The 14251-nt window shown below is 73.9% G+C and carries 12 protein-coding genes; 8 read left to right on the forward strand and 4 right to left on the reverse strand.

Annotated features, from left to right (window positions below):
• Positions 1 to 104: 104 nt before the first annotated feature.
• From LRS14_RS27435 to LRS14_RS27445, 3 genes are all read right to left on the reverse strand, one after another.
• Positions 105 to 743 carry a response regulator transcription factor gene (locus LRS14_RS27435; protein WP_046116195.1) on the reverse strand — a complete coding sequence of 213 codons (639 nt, stop codon included), beginning with the start codon at positions 741 to 743 and terminating at the stop codon, positions 105 to 107.
• On the reverse strand, positions 743 to 2098 hold the full coding sequence (locus tag LRS14_RS27440; RefSeq protein ID WP_046116194.1) for an ATP-binding protein: 1356 nt from the start codon (positions 2096 to 2098) through the stop codon (positions 743 to 745). Before LRS14_RS27440 ends, LRS14_RS27435 begins: the two co-directional genes overlap by 1 nt.
• 241 nt (positions 2099 to 2339) lie before the next feature.
• The gene (locus LRS14_RS27445; RefSeq protein WP_257801851.1) at positions 2340 to 3200 is read right to left on the reverse strand and encodes an alpha/beta hydrolase; all 861 of its coding nucleotides are present in this window, start codon (positions 3198 to 3200) and stop codon (positions 2340 to 2342) included.
• Positions 3201 to 3379: 179 nt separating this feature from the next.
• Between LRS14_RS27445 and pqqA the strand changes: the two genes are divergently transcribed.
• The 8 genes from pqqA to LRS14_RS27480 all read left to right on the forward strand — a co-directional run bounded on the left by pqqA (position 3380) and on the right by LRS14_RS27480 (position 13230).
• Complete coding sequence (gene pqqA, locus LRS14_RS30835; RefSeq protein WP_157039866.1) at positions 3380 to 3454, forward strand: pyrroloquinoline quinone precursor peptide PqqA; 75 nt, start codon at positions 3380 to 3382, stop codon at positions 3452 to 3454.
• 71 nt (positions 3455 to 3525) lie between these two features.
• Positions 3526 to 4494 carry a pyrroloquinoline quinone biosynthesis protein PqqB gene (gene pqqB, locus LRS14_RS27450; protein WP_257801852.1) on the forward strand — a complete coding sequence of 323 codons (969 nt, stop codon included), beginning with the start codon at positions 3526 to 3528 and terminating at the stop codon, positions 4492 to 4494.
• Positions 4495 to 4502: 8 nt separating this feature from the next.
• Positions 4503 to 5225 (forward strand): pyrroloquinoline-quinone synthase PqqC, encoded by a 723-nt coding sequence (pqqC, locus tag LRS14_RS27455; RefSeq protein ID WP_257801853.1) that lies wholly within the window; start codon positions 4503 to 4505, stop codon positions 5223 to 5225.
• Entirely contained in the window at positions 5222 to 5494 is a 273-nt protein-coding gene (gene pqqD / locus LRS14_RS27460; protein WP_257801854.1) for a pyrroloquinoline quinone biosynthesis peptide chaperone PqqD, read from the forward strand. Before pqqC ends, pqqD begins: the two co-directional genes overlap by 4 nt.
• Complete coding sequence (gene pqqE, locus LRS14_RS27465; protein WP_257801855.1) at positions 5491 to 6645, forward strand: pyrroloquinoline quinone biosynthesis protein PqqE; 1155 nt, start codon at positions 5491 to 5493, stop codon at positions 6643 to 6645. Before pqqD ends, pqqE begins: the two co-directional genes overlap by 4 nt.
• Positions 6646 to 6707: 62 nt before the next feature.
• Positions 6708 to 7832, forward strand: a complete 1125-nt coding sequence (locus LRS14_RS27470) for a two-component system response regulator (protein ID WP_257801856.1) — start codon at positions 6708 to 6710, stop codon at positions 7830 to 7832.
• Positions 7829 to 12580, forward strand: coding sequence for a PAS domain-containing protein (locus LRS14_RS27475; protein WP_257801857.1), 4752 nt, complete (start codon positions 7829 to 7831; stop codon positions 12578 to 12580). The genes LRS14_RS27470 and LRS14_RS27475 overlap by 4 nt, the downstream gene beginning before the upstream one ends.
• The gene (locus LRS14_RS27480) at positions 12577 to 13230 is read left to right on the forward strand and encodes a hypothetical protein (RefSeq protein WP_257801858.1); all 654 of its coding nucleotides are present in this window, start codon (positions 12577 to 12579) and stop codon (positions 13228 to 13230) included. Before LRS14_RS27475 ends, LRS14_RS27480 begins: the two co-directional genes overlap by 4 nt.
• On the opposite strand, the gene LRS14_RS27485 is transcribed toward LRS14_RS27480, so the two are convergent.
• Positions 13203 to 14234 carry an MBL fold metallo-hydrolase gene (locus LRS14_RS27485; protein ID WP_257801859.1) on the reverse strand — a complete coding sequence of 344 codons (1032 nt, stop codon included), beginning with the start codon at positions 14232 to 14234 and terminating at the stop codon, positions 13203 to 13205. The genes LRS14_RS27480 and LRS14_RS27485 overlap by 28 nt on opposite strands.
• Positions 14235 to 14251 lie beyond the last annotated feature (17 nt).

A 14251-nucleotide genomic window follows, 5' to 3' on the forward strand; every position in this document is an offset into this window, starting at 1 on the left:
CGGAAGACGACGCCCGCAATCTGCTGGCCGGCCCGGCCGTCCCTCTTGAGGCGATCTGAAGCGCGCCTGGATCGTTCGAAACCAGCGCGCGAGGCGCCTCCCGGCTAGGCCTCGATCAAGCCCCAGCGCAGTGCCACCAGCGTCAGCTCGCTCTGGTTGCTGGCGCCCAGCTTCTGCTTCACGTGGTACAGGTGGGTGCCCACGGTGCTGGGCGACAGCTTCAGGTTCTCGGCGATCTGGGCCACGCTCAGGCCTCGCGCCAGCTGCACGAAGACACTGAACTCGCGCTCGCTCAGGCCCTCGGCCGGGCTGGTCTCGCCAGTGACGGTGGCCAACGCCAGCGCCTGCGCGGTGGCCGCATCCACGTAGGGCCGGCCGCTGCCCACCGCGGTCACTGCGGCAATCAGCGCATCGGGCGCGCTGCGCTTGCCCAGGTAGCCCAGCGCGCCGGCCTTCAGCGCCCGCCGTGGATGGGCCGTGTCCTCATGGGCCGAGAGCACCAGCACCCGCGCCTTCGGATCCTGCGCCAGCAGCCGTCGCAGCGCCTCCAGCCCGCCCATGCCGGGCATGGAGAGGTCCAGCACCACCACGTCGGGCTGGGCCTGGGCATAGGCAGCGCAGGCCTCCTCGCCGGTGTCGGCCTCGGCCACCACCTCGATGCGGGCATCGGCCAGCAGCATGCGGAAGCCCATGCGCACCAGCGCATGGTCGTCCACCAGCATCACCCGCAGCAGCGGTTCCATCAACTCTCCACAGGCAATTGCACTTCCAGCCGCGCGCCGCGGCCGGGCTGGGGCAGCAGGGCAAACCGCCCGCCCAGGCCCTGCACCCGCTCGGCCAGCCAGCGCAGGCCATGGTGGCCGGCGGGCTGGGCGGCCGAGGGCAGCTGCGCCGGCAGGCCCACGCCGTCGTCGCTCACCTGCAGGCACAGCGCCCCGCCCTCGCGCCGCACGTCGATGGCGATGTGGCGTGCCTGGCCGTGGCGCAGTGCATTGGTCACGCCCTCCTGGGCGGCGCGGTACAGGGCCAGCGCGGCTTCGGGCTGCACCGGCGCATCGCCCAGGGCCACCTGCAGGTCCAGCTGCACGCCGCGCTGGGCGCGGCGGGTGCGCTCGGCCAGGTCGTCCAGCGCCTCGGCCAGGCCGAAGCGGTCCAGCACCAGCGGCGCCAGCCGCGGGATGATGCCGTGCATCGCGTCGTACAGCCGCGAGCATTCGTCCGCGATGATGCGGGCCGCCTGCTCGGTGGCGGCGTCCTTGTCCTTGCTGCGCTGGGCGATGGAAACGGCCATGCTGCGCATCGCGGTGACCGACTGGCCCAGCTCGTCGTGCAGCTCGCGGGCGATCATGCGGCGCTCCTGCTCCACATGCCGCTCCACCCAGCGGGCCAGCTCGCGGCTGTCGGACAGCTGCATCTCCGCCCGCACCGCGCGGCGCTCGGTCTCGATGTGGTCCTGCAATTGCAGCACCATGCGGTTGAAGGCGGCACCGATGGCCGCCGCCTCGATGCCCGGCAGGCGCGGCAGCTGCACGCCGAAGCGGCCGGCCTCCAGCTCGCCCAGCGCGCCCACGATGCGGCCGAAGGGCCGCACCGCGCGCCCCACCAGCCAGAACACCAGCGCATTCACCGCCACCAGCAGCGCCAGCGCGGCCAGCACCATCACGAAGGCGCTGTCCCAGGCGTCGATGACGGCGCGCGAGGCATTGGCCCGCACCACCAGCCGGCCATCGGGAAAGCCGATGAACTGCTCGTCGGGCGGTGGCGAGACCAGGCGCTCGAACCAGTCGGGCGCATCGCGGCCCGCCTTGTAGGGCGAGGGTGGCGAGCGGTAGAGCTCGTTGCCCTGCGCATCCAGCAGCGCGATGTCGTTGGAGCGCACCCGGCCCACGCCTTCCAGGAAGGAGCGCATCGCCGGGATGCCCTGCGCCGCGTACAGCCAGGCGGTGCGCTTGAGCAGCTGCGCCGCCACGCGGTTGGCGGCCACCACTTCCTCGCGCACCGATTCGCGCATGTTGCGCAGCTGCAGGCCCATCACCGCGGCCAGGAACAGCAGCGTGAGCGTGCTCACCAGCAGGTTGATCTTCAGGCGCAGGCTCATCGATGGGGCACCCTCCCGCTGCGCGGGATCCCTCCGAGAGGGATGGAACGCCGCCTTCGGAGCGGCCGGGCGGCGGCGGGAGATTGCTGCACCCTCCCGCTGCGCGGGATCCCTCCGGGAGGGATGGAACGCCGCCTTCGGAGCGGCCGGGCGGCGGCGGGAGATTGCTGCACCCTCCCGCTGCGCGGGATCCCTCCGAGAGGGATGGAACGCCGCCTTCGGAGCGGCCGGGCGGCGGCGTTCATGCGGGGCCGGCGTCCAGCGCCTGGACCATGGCCGCCAGCATGGCGGGATGCAGGGCGTCGTGGCCGGCGCCTTCGGCCCAGCGCAGCGTGGCCTGCGGCAGGCGGGCGGCCAGCAGGCGGGCGCCTTCCGGCGGGCAGATGCGGTCGGCGGTGCCGTGCACGATCTGCACCGGAAGCCGGCGCACCGGGGCCAGCCGGTCCAGCAGCGGCGGCGCCTGCAGCCAGCAGCCGGCGTGCAGGTAGTGGGCCTGCACCGTGTAGCGCTGCACCAGCGCCTGCAGCGCATCGCCCTCAGGCGGCGGTGCGCTGGCGCCGGTGGCGCGGCGCAGCTCCAGCTGCCACCAGGCGCGGGCGATGGCGCGGCGCTCGTCCGCATCGGCCGCGGCGGCCTGGAAGGTCTCGGCCAGCGGCATGAAGGGCTGCATGTCCTGCGGCCGCGCCAGGAACACGCTGCGCAGCACCAGGCCGCTCACCGCCTGCGGCTCGGCCGCGGCATGCAGCAGCGCCAGCGTGGCGCCCCAGGAGCCGCCCACCACGCGCCAGCGCTCGATGCCCAGCGTGCGGCGCAGCAGGGTCAGGTCGGCCAGCAGGTGCGCGGTGGTGTTGTGGTCGGTGCTGCCGGCCGGCAGGCTGCGGCCGGCGCCGCGCTGGTCCAGCCCGATGACGTGGAAGCGTGCCGGGTCGAAGCAGCGCCGCAGGCCCGGCCCCAGGCCGCTGCCCGGGCCGCCGTGCAGCAGCAGCACCGGCGGTGCGTCGGGCGTGCCCCACTGCTCCACATGCAGCCGGTGGCCATGGCTGGCGTCGAGCATGAACTGCCGGAACGGCGGGGGATCGGGGTACGGCAACGGCTGGGGCACGCCCGCATCGTATCGGCCTCAACCCGCACACGGGTTCATGGAAATCATGAAGCCCGATTCATGCTCACCCGGCTGGGCCTGCGCGGCCATCGGGCACACCATGCGTCACGGGGCGCGACAGCTCCCCCGCAGCCGCCACATGGCGCTGTGCCACCGGAGAAAGGAGCCTCACTATGAACATGCAATGGCAAACCCCAGCGGCCATCGACTGGCGCTTCGGCTTCGAAATCAGCCTGTACGTCGCGAACCGCTGACGGTGCGTGCCCGGTCGCCGCAGCCGATGGCTCCGGCGACCCCCCATTCCTGAAGACCGACGAGGGCCCTCATGCGCATCACGGTGCTCGGCTCCGCCGCCGGCGGCGGCTTTCCGCAGTGGAACTGCAACTGCCGCAACTGCGCCGGCCTGCGGGCCGGAACGCTCAAGGCCAAGGCCCGCACCCAGTCGTCGATCTTCATCCGGCCCGATGCCGGTGCGCACTCGGGCGCCGACGGCGTGCTGTTCAACGCCTCGCCCGACCTGCTGGCGCAGATTCGCGCCAACGCCCACCTGCAGCCCGGCCGCGGCCTGCGCGATTCGGCCATCGCCGGCGTGGTGCTGATGGACGGCCAGATCGACCACGTGACCGGCCTGTTCATGCTGCGCGAACGCTCGCGGCCCGCGCCCGAGCGGCCCGGCGGCCGCGCGCCCGACCCTCTGCCGCTGTGGTGCACCGACGCGGTGGCCGAAGACCTGACCCACGGCAACCCGGTGCTGCGCGTGCTGACGCACTACTGCGGCACCACGCACCACGCCATCTCGCTGGACGGCGCGCCCTTCAGCGTGCCGGGTGCCGAGGGCATCCAGTTCAAGGCGCTGCCGCTGGACAGCAAGGCCGCGCCCTATTCGCCGCACCGCGACAGCGGCGAGCCCGGCGACAACATCGGCATCACCGCCATCGACACGGCCAGCGGCCGGCGCCTGTTCTATGCGCCGGGGCTGGGCGCCGTCACGCCCGCGGTGTTCGACGCGATGGCCAGCGCCGACGTGGTGATGGTGGACGGCACCTTCTGGACCGACGACGAGATGATCACCACCGGCGTGGGCCCGCAGCGGGCGCGCGCCATCGGCCACCTGCCGCAGAGCGGGCCGGGCGGCATGCTGGAAGTGCTGGCGCGCCTGCCCGCCACCACCCGCAAGCTGCTCATCCACATCAACAACACCAACCCGATCCTGGACGAGGACTCGGCACCGCGGGCCGAGCTGGCGCGCGCGGGCGTCGAGGTCTGCGAGGACGGGATGCAGATCACGCTGTGAGCCCCACCATGACCGAAGCCGCCTGGGACCGCGTCGAATTCGAGGCGCAGCTGCGCGCCAAGGGCAAGGCGTACCACATCCACCATCCGTTCAACGTGATGCTCAACCGCGGCCGCGCCACGCCCGAGCAGATCCGCGGCTGGGTGGCCAACCGCTTCTACTACCAGATCGCCATTCCCATCAAGGACGCGGCGGTGATGAGCAACTGCCCCGACCGCGAGGTGCGCCGCGGCTGGGTGCAGCGCATCCTGGACCACGACGGCTTCGAGCTGAGCGGCCCCGAAGGCACGGTGCGGGATGCCGGCGGCATCGAGGCCTGGCTGCGCCTGGCCGAGGCCACCGGCCTGCAGCGCGAGGAGGTGCTGGACCTGCGCCATGTGGTGCCGGCGGTGCGCTTCGCGGTGGACGCCTACGTGAACTTCGCGCGGCGTGCGCCGTGGCAGGAGGCGGTGTGCTCCTCGCTCACCGAGCTCTTCGCGCCCGAGATCCACAAGCAGCGGCTGGCCACCTGGCCGGAGCACTACACATGGATCGAGCCCGGCGGCCTGAGCTACTTCCGCAACCGCGTGAGCCAGGCACGGCGCGACGTGGAGCAGGGCCTGGCCATCACGCTCGACCACTTCACCACGCGGCCGCTGCAGCAGCGCGCGCTCGAGGTGCTGCAGTTCAAGCTCGACATCCTGTGGGCGATGAACGACGCGATGGCCACGCGCTACGGGGTGAACGCATGACGGTGACCGCCTACACCGTGCCCCGCGTGGCGCCGGGCTTTCGCCTGCAGTGGGAGCCGGCGCAGGACTGCCATGTGCTGCTGTACCCCGAAGGCATGGTCAAGCTCAACCAGAGCGCGGGCGAGATCATGAAGCGCTGCGACGGCGAGAAGCCGGTCGCGGCCATCGTGGCCGAGCTGGAGCAGGCATTCAACGCACAGGGCCTGCAGCCCGACGTCATCGCCTTCGTGGAGATGGCGGGCAAGCAGCGGTGGCTGGCATGGACATGAGCGCATCATTCAACACCGGTGCCAGCCGGCCCGGGCCGCCCCTGTGGCTGCTGGCCGAGCTCACCTACCGCTGCCCGCTGCACTGCGTGTTCTGCTACAACCCGGTGGACTTCGCCACCCAGCCCGAGGAGCTGGGCACCGACGACTGGCTGCGCGTGCTGCGCGAAGGCCGTGCACTGGGCGCGGTGCAGTGCGGCTTCTCGGGCGGCGAGCCGCTGCTGCGCGACGACCTGGAAGTGCTGGTGGCCGAGGCCCGCCAACTGGGCTACTACACCAACCTGCTGACCAGCGGCGTGGGCCTGACGGCCGAGCGCGCCGCCGCGCTCAAGGCCGCGGGGCTGGACCATGTGCAGCTGTCGTTCCAGGACTCCACGCGGGAGATGAACGACTTCCTCTCGCACACCAAGACCTTCGAGCTCAAGCACAAGGTGGCCCGCATCATCAAGTCGCAGGGCTGGCCGATGGTGATGAACGTGGTGATCCACCGACTGAACATCGACCACATCGACCGCATCATCGGCATGGCCGACGAGCTGGGCGCCGAGTACCTGGAGCTGGCCAACACCCAGTACTACTCCTGGGCCTTCGAGAACCGGGAGCACCTGCTGCCCACCGCCGCGCAGCTGCGCGCGGCCGAGGCCGCCACCGCCGCCTGGCGCGAGAAGCTGGGCGAGCGCATGCGGCTGTTCTTCGTGGCGCCCGACTACCACGACGGCAAGCCGAAGAAGTGCGTCAACGGCTGGGGCAGCATGTTCCTCACCGTGGCGCCCGACGGTACCGCGCTGCCCTGCCACACCGCGCGCATGCTGCCGGGGCTGCAGTTCCCCAGCGTGCGCGAGCATTCGCTGGGCCACATCTGGTACGAGTCCGAGGGCTTCAACCGCTACCGCGGCACCGGCTGGATGAAGGAGCCCTGCGTGAGCTGCGACCAGCGCGAGGTGGACCTCGGCGGCTGCCGCTGCCAGGCCTACATGCTGGCCAACGACCCCGCCGCGGCCGATCCGGTGTGCCCCAAGAGCCCGCACCACGGCGCGGTGGCCCAGGCGGTGGCGCGGGCCGAGCAGCCCGGCGGCGGCGTGGTGGAGCGGCCGCTGGTGTTCCGCGATCCCGGCACCTCGCGCAAGCTTTCCACGCCCCTGGTCACCCGCTGATCCGGCTGCCAGGGCCTGGCGCGGCAAGGTATAACCCGCCGCAGGAGCCGCGGGAGCAGCAGTTGAAGCCGACCATCCTGATCGTGGACGACAACACCGAGAACCTGATGGTGCTCGGTGAATTGCTCAGCCAGCAGTACAGCGTGCGGGCGGCCACCTCCGGCCAGCGGGCGCTGGAGCTGGCGCGTCGGATGCCCCGGCCCGGCCTCATCCTGCTGGACGTGATGATGCCCGGCATGAGCGGCCACGAGGTGCTGCAGCGGCTGCAGGCGGACGAGGCCACGCGCGCCATCCCGGTGATCTTCGCCACCGCCATGAGCGAGACCGAGGACGAGCAGCACGGCCTGTCCCTGGGCGCGGTGGACTACATCACCAAGCCGCTGCGCCCGGCCATCGTGATGGCGCGGGTGAAGACCCACCTGGAGCTGGCCGCCGCGCGTGAGCAGCTGCAGCGCCGCAATGCGTCGCTGGAAGCCGAGGTGGACCGCCGCGAGCTCGAGAACCGCGTGATCCAGGACGTGAGCATGCGCGCGCTGGCGCGGCTGGCCGAAACCCGCGACCAGGAGACCGGCAACCACATCCTGCGCACGCAGGAATACGTGCGGCTGCTGGCCACGCTGGTGCAGCGGCATCCGCGCTTCCAGGCGGAGCTGCAGCCGCACACCATCGAGCTGATGGTCAAGTCGGCGCCGCTGCACGACATCGGCAAGGTGGGCATCCCCGACCGGGTGCTGCTCAAGCCCGGCAAGCTCACCGACGACGAATGGGCGCTGATGAAGACCCATGCCCGGCTGGGGGGCGAGGCCATCGCCCGCGCGGTGGCCGACATCGACGCGCCGGTGCCCTACCTGCGGCATGCAAGCGACATCGCCATGCACCACCACGAGCGCTGGGACGGCACCGGCTACCCGGACGGCCTGGCCGGCGAGGCCATTCCGCTGTCGGCGCGGCTGATGGCGCTGGCCGACGTGTTCGACGCGATGATCTCGCGCCGCGTGTACAAGGCGCCGATCGACTTCGAGCGCGTGGCGGCGGCCATGGCCGCGCAGCGGGGCAGGCAGTTCGACCCCGACCTGCTGGACGCCTTCATCGGCCACTTCGACCGGTTCTGCGACATCGCCCGCGCCCGGCCCGACGAGCCGGCCGACCACTGCGGCGCCACCCTGCCTGCCCCGTTGACGCCGTGAACGACCGGCCCCCGCGGCAGGCACCGCGCGCTCCGGTGGATGCCCTGCGCAGCCGCGCCTTCCGCATCGCCGGGCTGTACGGGCTGCTGGCGGGGCTGTGGATCTTCGTGTCGGACTGGCTGCTGGGCCTGCTGGCGGGCAACAGCCCCTGGCTGGTGCAGGTGGCCGCGCTCAAGGGCTGGCTGTTCATCGCCGCCACGGCGCTGGGGCTGTACCTGCTGCTGCGCCGCGCGCCGGCGCCGCCCGCGCAGCCCACCGCCGATGCGCCCGCCGATCCGGTGGCCGGGGCCGAAGCCGAGGCGTCGCGCGTGCCGGTGCCAGGCGGCGGCTGGCGCCGGCTGGCCCTGCCCGCGGCCCTGCTGTCGGTGGCCGCGCTCACCGCCATCACGGCGGCGCTGGACTACCGCGCCGGCATGCACCGCCAGACCCGCCAGCTGGAGCTGATGGCCGAATCCCGCGCGCGCCAGGCCGGCCGCTGGCTGCAGGCCCAGCTGCAGCAGGCGCAGCGGGGTGCCGAGGCCGGCCCCGGCGCCGAGCCCTACCGCGCCTGGCAGGCCGCGGACGATGCGGCCTCGCTGGCCCGGCTGCTGGCCGCGGCGGTGCAGCTGCGCCAGGCCCTGGGCCACCAGGAGGCGCTGCTGCTGGACGCCCGCGGCGAGCTGCTGGCGAGCGAGCGGCCGCAGCCGCCGCTGCCCGAGCAGCTGCGCCAATCCGCCCTGCAGGCGCTGCAGGGCGGCCGCGCCGGCCATACCGGCCTGTACCTGGCGCGCGGCGAGGGCGGCGGCACCTGGCTCGACCTGCTGGTGCCGCTGCCCGCGCAGCCGCCGCGGCCGCAGGCGCTGCTGGTGCTGCGGGCCGACCCCGGCGGCTTCCTGCTGCCGATGCTGGCGGTGGCGCCGCTGCCGGCCAGCCCCAGCGCCGCCACGGTGCTGGTGCGCCGGCTGGGCCACCAGCTCTACGGCCTGCCCGGCGAGCCGCCGGTGCCGCTGTCCCAGCCCGACCGGCTGGTTGCACGGGTGAGCCGCGGCGACCTGCCGGCCGGCCTCGTCGCCACCGGCACCGACGCCACCGGCCGCCGGGTGCTGGGCGTGGTGCAGCCGGTGGACGACGACGGCTGGTTCCTGGTGGCCCGCGTGGCGCAGGCCGAGGCGCGCGCCACCGCGCTGCGCAACACCTTGTGGATCGTCGCGGCCGGAGCGCTGGCGCTGCTGGCGCTGGTCACCGGCGCGCGGCTGCGGCGCGACCGGCGTGCGCTGCACAGCGCGCGGCGCCAGCAGGCGCAGCAGGCCGAACAGCTGCGCGGCCTGGCCCTGATGCAGGCCATCGCCGAGGGCTCCAGCGATGCCATCTTCGCCAAGGACCTGCAGGGCCGCTACGTGCTGTGCAACCGCGAGGCCTGCCGCGTCATCGGGCTGCCGCTGGAGGCGGTGCTGGGCCAGGACGACCGCGCGCTGTTCCCGCCCGCGCAGGCCGAGGCGGTGATGGCCAACGATGCGCAGGTGCTGGCCGAGGGCCGGCTCAACACCTACGAGGAGCGCATCGACATCGGCCAGGGCCGCCTGACCTTCCTGGCCACCAAGGGCCCGCTGCGCGACGAGGCCGGCAACGTGGTGGGCGTGTTCGGCATCTCGCGCGACATCACCGAGCGCAGCCGCGCCGTGGAGGCGCTGCGCGATGCCACCGACCTGCTGCAGTCGGTGAAGGACTCGGTGCTGGACCGCATGGCGGTGCTGGACCGCGAAGGCCGGGTGCTGGAGGTCAATGCCGCCTGGCGCGCCTTTGCCGAGCGGGCGGCCACCCAGCCCGGCCTGCACGTGGCCACCGCCGGCCCGGGCACCGACTACCTGGCCCGCTGCCGCGCCGCGGAAGGCGACGAGCAGCCGGTGGCGCAGGCCGCGGCGCAGGGCATCGAGGCGGTGCTGGCCGGCCGGCGCAGCCATTTCACGCTGGAATACCCGTGCAGCCTGTCCGGCACCCGCCAGTGGTTCCAGATGAGCGTCACCCCGCTGCGCAGCGCGGCCGGCGGCGCGGTGCTGCTGCATGCCGACACCACCCAGCGCCGGCTGGCCGAGGAGGCGCTGCGCGAGAGCGCGGCCCGCTACCGGTCGATGGTGTCGGTGCTGGACGAAGGCATCCTCGTGTTCGACCGCCGCATGCAGGTCACCGCCTGCAATGCGCCGGCCGAGCGCTTCATGGGCCTGACGCTGGCGCAGATGCAGCAGCCCGGCAACCTGCAGCGCTGGCAGCCGCTGCGCCCCGATGGCCAGCCGCTGCCCTTCGAGGAGCTGCCGCCCTCGCGCACGCTGCGCACCGGCCAGCCCTGCCGCAACATGCTGGTGGGCGCCGCCATGCCGCAGGGCATGCGCTGGCTGATGGTCAATGCCGAGCCGGTGCGCGACGGCGAGGGCGGCGAGCTCACCGGCGTGGTGGCCTCGTTCAGCGACATCACCGAGCGCCACGTGGCCGAGGGCGAGCTGCGCAAGCTGTCGATGGCGGTGGCGCAGAGCCCGGTGGGCATCGTGGTGAGCGACCTGCAGGGCCGCATCGAATACGTGAACGAGGCCTTCACCCGCATCAGCGGCTGGCCGCAGGAAGAGGCCCTGGGCCAGACCGGCCACCGGCTGCAGCCCGGCCGCGGGCCGGCCGAGCGCATGGCCGAACTGCGGCGGAAGCTGGCCGACGGCCAGGCCTGGGCGGGCGAGTTCGCCAACACCCGGCGCGATGGCGAGCCGTACGAGGAATTCGTGCATGCCGCGCCCATCCGCCAGCCCGACGGCCGCATCACCCACCACCTGCTGGTGGTGGAGGACATCACCCACCACAAGCGCATCGGCCTGGAGCTCGACCGCCACCGCCACCGGCTGCAGGAGCTGGTGGACGAACGCACCCGCCAGCTGCAGGACACGAATGCGCTGCTGGTGGCCTCGCGCGACAAGGCCGAGGCCGCCAACCGGGCCAAGAGCGCCTTCCTGGCCAACATGAGCCACGAGATCCGCACGCCGCTCAATGCCATCCTGGGGCTCACCCACCTGATGCGCCGCGATGCCCGCGCCCGCAGCGAGCGCGAGCGGCTGGCCCGCGTGTCCGAGGCGGCCGACCACCTGCTGCAGGTGCTCAACGACATCCTGGACCTGTCCAAGATCGAGGCCGGCCGGCTGGAGCTGGAGGCCACCGACTTCTCGCTGTCGGCCCTGCTGGGCAGCACCTGCGCGCTGGTGGCCCAGCGGGCGCAGTCGCGCGGGCTGCTGCTGACGGTGGACACCTCGGCCGCGCCCGACGCCTTGCGCGGCGACCCCACGCGGCTGTCGCAGGCCTTGCTGAACCTGCTGAGCAATGCGGTGAAGTTCACCGAGCGGGGCGGCATCGCGGTGGTGGTGAGCCCGCTGCCCGCCAGCACTGCCGCCCAGCCCTGGCTGCGCTTCGAGGTGCGTGACACCGGCATCGGCATCGCGCCCGAGCACCTGGGCGGCCTGTTCGGCGCCTTCGTGCAGGCCGATGCCTCCACCACCCGCCGCTTCGGTGGCACCGGGCTGGGCCTGGCCATCACCCGCCGGCTGGCCGAAATGATGGACGGCGAGGTGGGCGTGCACAGCACGCCGGGCCAGGGCAGCCGCTTCTGGTTCACCGCCCGGCTGCAGGCCGGCGACCCGGCCGCCACGGGCCCGCGCTGGCCGGCGCCGCGGCCGCAGGATGCCGAGCGGATGCTGCAGCGCCACTGCACCGGCGCCACCGTGCTGCTGGTGGAGGACAACCCCGTCAACCAGGACGTGATCCGCGAGCTGCTGCTGGCCGCCGGCCTGCAGGTGGAACTGGCCGGCGACGGTGCGCAGGCGGTGGCCCGCCTGGCCCGGCCGCCGGTGCCGGCGCTGGTGCTGATGGACGTGCAGATGCCGGTGCTGGACGGCCTGCAGGCCACGCGGCAGGTGCGTGCGCAGCCCGGTCCGGCGCAGCGCGTGCCCATCCTGGCGATGACCGCCAATGCCTTCGGCGAGGACCGCGCCGCCTGCCTGGCCGCCGGCATGGACGACCACGTGGGCAAGCCGGTGAACCCGGCCGAGCTGTATGCCACGCTGTGGCGCTGGCTGGGCAGCGGCACCGCGGTGCCGGCCCTGGCGCCGCCGCTGCCGCCGCCCGCCGCGCCGCGGGTGGCCGGCCTGGATGCGGAGCAGGCGCTGGGCTACATGGGCGGCAGCCTGGACGTGTACCAGCGGGTGCTGCGGCAGTTCGCCGAGCACTATGCGGTGGAGGCCGGCCGCCTGGCCGAGGCCGCCGCGCAGGGCGACCTGGCCGGCGTGCGGGCGGTGGCCCATGCGCTGCGCAGCGCGGCCGCGGCCATCGGCGCGACGACGCTGGCCGCGGATGCACAGGCGGCCGAGGCCGCGGCGGTGCAGGCCCTGGCGGAGGCCGCGGCGCCGGCACCGGCGGTGGAGGCCGGCCGCCAGCTGGCGGCCGACACCGCCGCGCTGGCCCAGCGCATCGCCCAGGCCCTGGGCGACGAGGCGGCGCAGGAAGCGGGCGCACCGATTGCCGCGGCCTCGCTGGACCGCCTCGAAGCCCTGCTGGAGGCGGCCGACTACGACGCCCAGGCGCTCTTCCGTTCCATGGCCGGCGGCCTGCGCCGCTGGTCGCCGGAGGGCGCCGCCCGTGCGGAGGCTGCCTTGGCCCGGTTCGATTACGACGAAGTGCTGAAGCTGGTGCGCGCCGCGCGGACGCAGGGCCTGCAGCCCGCTCCCGGGGGTGCGCCATGAGCGGCCCGGCCGGCGGCGGCTGGGTCCTGCTGCATGCGCTGGCGGTGGCGCTGGCGGCGGGCATCGCACTGTGGTTGCGGCCCTGGCGGTTGCTGGGGGCCGGCGGCCCGCCCTGGCCCTGGCTGGCGCTGTGGGCGGCGATGCCGCTGCTGTGGGGCCTGGACGGGCTGGCCAAGGCACCGCTGTTGCTGCCGCTGTCGGGCTCGGTGCTGCTGGTGCTGCTGGCGGGCTGGCCGATGGCGGTGCTGGCCATGCTGCCGGTGGCCGTGCTGGCAGCCTGGATGGGCGGCCTGCCGCCCGCCGAGGCACTGTCCCGCCTGGCCTGGCTGGGCCTGGTGCCGGCCACGCTGGCGCTGGGCATCGGCGCGGCGGTGCGGCGCTGGCTGCCGCACCACCTGTTCGTCTTCATCCTGGCGCGCGGCTTCTTCGGCACGCTGCTGGCCTGCGCGCTGGCGGGCTGGGCGGCGATGGCGGTGCAGGTGCTGCCGGTGGGCAGCGCCCGTGGCGACATGGCGCTGGCGCTGGGCCTCACCGCCTTCGCGGAGGCCTTCATCACCGGTGCCTTCACCGCGGTGCTGGTGGCCTTCCGGCCGCAGTGGCTGTGGAGCTATTCCGACCGGCTCTACCTGCCGGCCGCCGCGCCAGGCTGAGCGGGCTGCATCAGCTGCTGCTGCTCCAGCCGCAGGTACAGCAGCCCGGCATTGCGCCGGTGCAGCTGCGGATAGCCGTCCCAGCCTTCATAGGCCGGCAGCGCCGCCCGCTCGGGCAGCGCGCTCAGCGGCACGCCTTCGTCCACCAGGGCCGCCACCCGGGCCTGCAGCGCCTGCAGGTAGCCGGCGGTGCGGCCGATGGCGGCGGCCGCATCGGGCTGGAAAGGGCCATGGCCGGGCACCAGCGCACGCAGCCGGCCGCCGGCGGCCAGGCGCTGCAGCCCTTCCAGCGCCTGCAGCCAGCCCGGCAGGTCGGCATCGTGCAGGTTGGGAATGCGCCCGCCTTCCACCAGCCCGCCCGCGAACAGCACGCCGCTGGCCTCGTCCAGCAGCGCCACGTCGCCCGGGCCGCTGGCCGGGCCCGGATACAGCACGCGCAGGGGCCGGCCGATGTCGGGCAGGGGCGGCGCCTCGTCGAACAGCACGTCGGCCTCGAACAGCTCGGTGCCGGCCATGGCGGCGGCGCCCACGTCGCGCTGCAGGTTGCGCAGGCACACGCTGCAGCGCGCGGCCATCAGCACGGCGGCCTGGCGCTGCATCAGCACGCGGGCGCCGGCGGCCCGCAGGGCCGGCGCGCCGAACAGCACGTCGGGCTTGGTCTGGGTGATGAGCACCGCCTGCGGCGGCTGCCCGGCATGGCGCACGATGGCGCGCAGCAGTGCCTGGCCGTGCAGCAGCGAGGTGCCGGCATCCACCGCCAGCACGCCGCGCGGGCCCTGCACGAAGCCGGCATTGGCCACGCGGCCCAGGTTGCGCGCATCGGGCTCGCCGCCGGTGCCGGGCAGCATCCACACGCCGGCGGCCACTTCCGTGGCGCTGGCGTCGCGGTCGATGGCCGGCGGCGCCTGCGCCCACTGGCGCGCGGCGCCGCCGCTGCAGCCGGCCAGCGTCCCGCCGCACAGCAGGCCCAGCGCCAGCGCGCGGCGTGTCAGCAGGGCGGGCATGGCGGCGCGCCCCGGGC

Source organism: Aquincola sp. J276 (assembly GCF_024700035.1).
Lineage (GTDB): Bacteria > Pseudomonadota > Gammaproteobacteria > Burkholderiales > Burkholderiaceae_C > Aquincola > Aquincola tertiaricarbonis.

Bases quoted from the DNA above. Each gene is read 5' to 3' on its own strand.
- pqqC (WP_257801853.1), top strand. From the start codon at position 4,503: ATGACCGAAGCCGCCTGGGACCGCGTCGAATTCGAGGCGCAGCTGCGC.
- pqqD (WP_257801854.1), top strand. From the start codon at position 5,222: ATGACGGTGACCGCCTACACCGTGCCCCGCGTGGCGCCGGGCTTTCGC.
- LRS14_RS27485 (WP_257801859.1), bottom strand. From the start codon at position 14,234: ATGCCCGCCCTGCTGACACGCCGCGCGCTGGCGCTGGGCCTGCTGTGC.
- pqqB (WP_257801852.1), top strand. From the start codon at position 3,526: ATGCGCATCACGGTGCTCGGCTCCGCCGCCGGCGGCGGCTTTCCGCAG.
- LRS14_RS27480 (WP_257801858.1), top strand. From the start codon at position 12,577: ATGAGCGGCCCGGCCGGCGGCGGCTGGGTCCTGCTGCATGCGCTGGCG.
- LRS14_RS27440 (WP_046116194.1), bottom strand. From the start codon at position 2,098: ATGAGCCTGCGCCTGAAGATCAACCTGCTGGTGAGCACGCTCACGCTG.
- pqqE (WP_257801855.1), top strand. From the start codon at position 5,491: ATGAGCGCATCATTCAACACCGGTGCCAGCCGGCCCGGGCCGCCCCTG.
- LRS14_RS27435 (WP_046116195.1), bottom strand. From the start codon at position 743: ATGGAACCGCTGCTGCGGGTGATGCTGGTGGACGACCATGCGCTGGTG.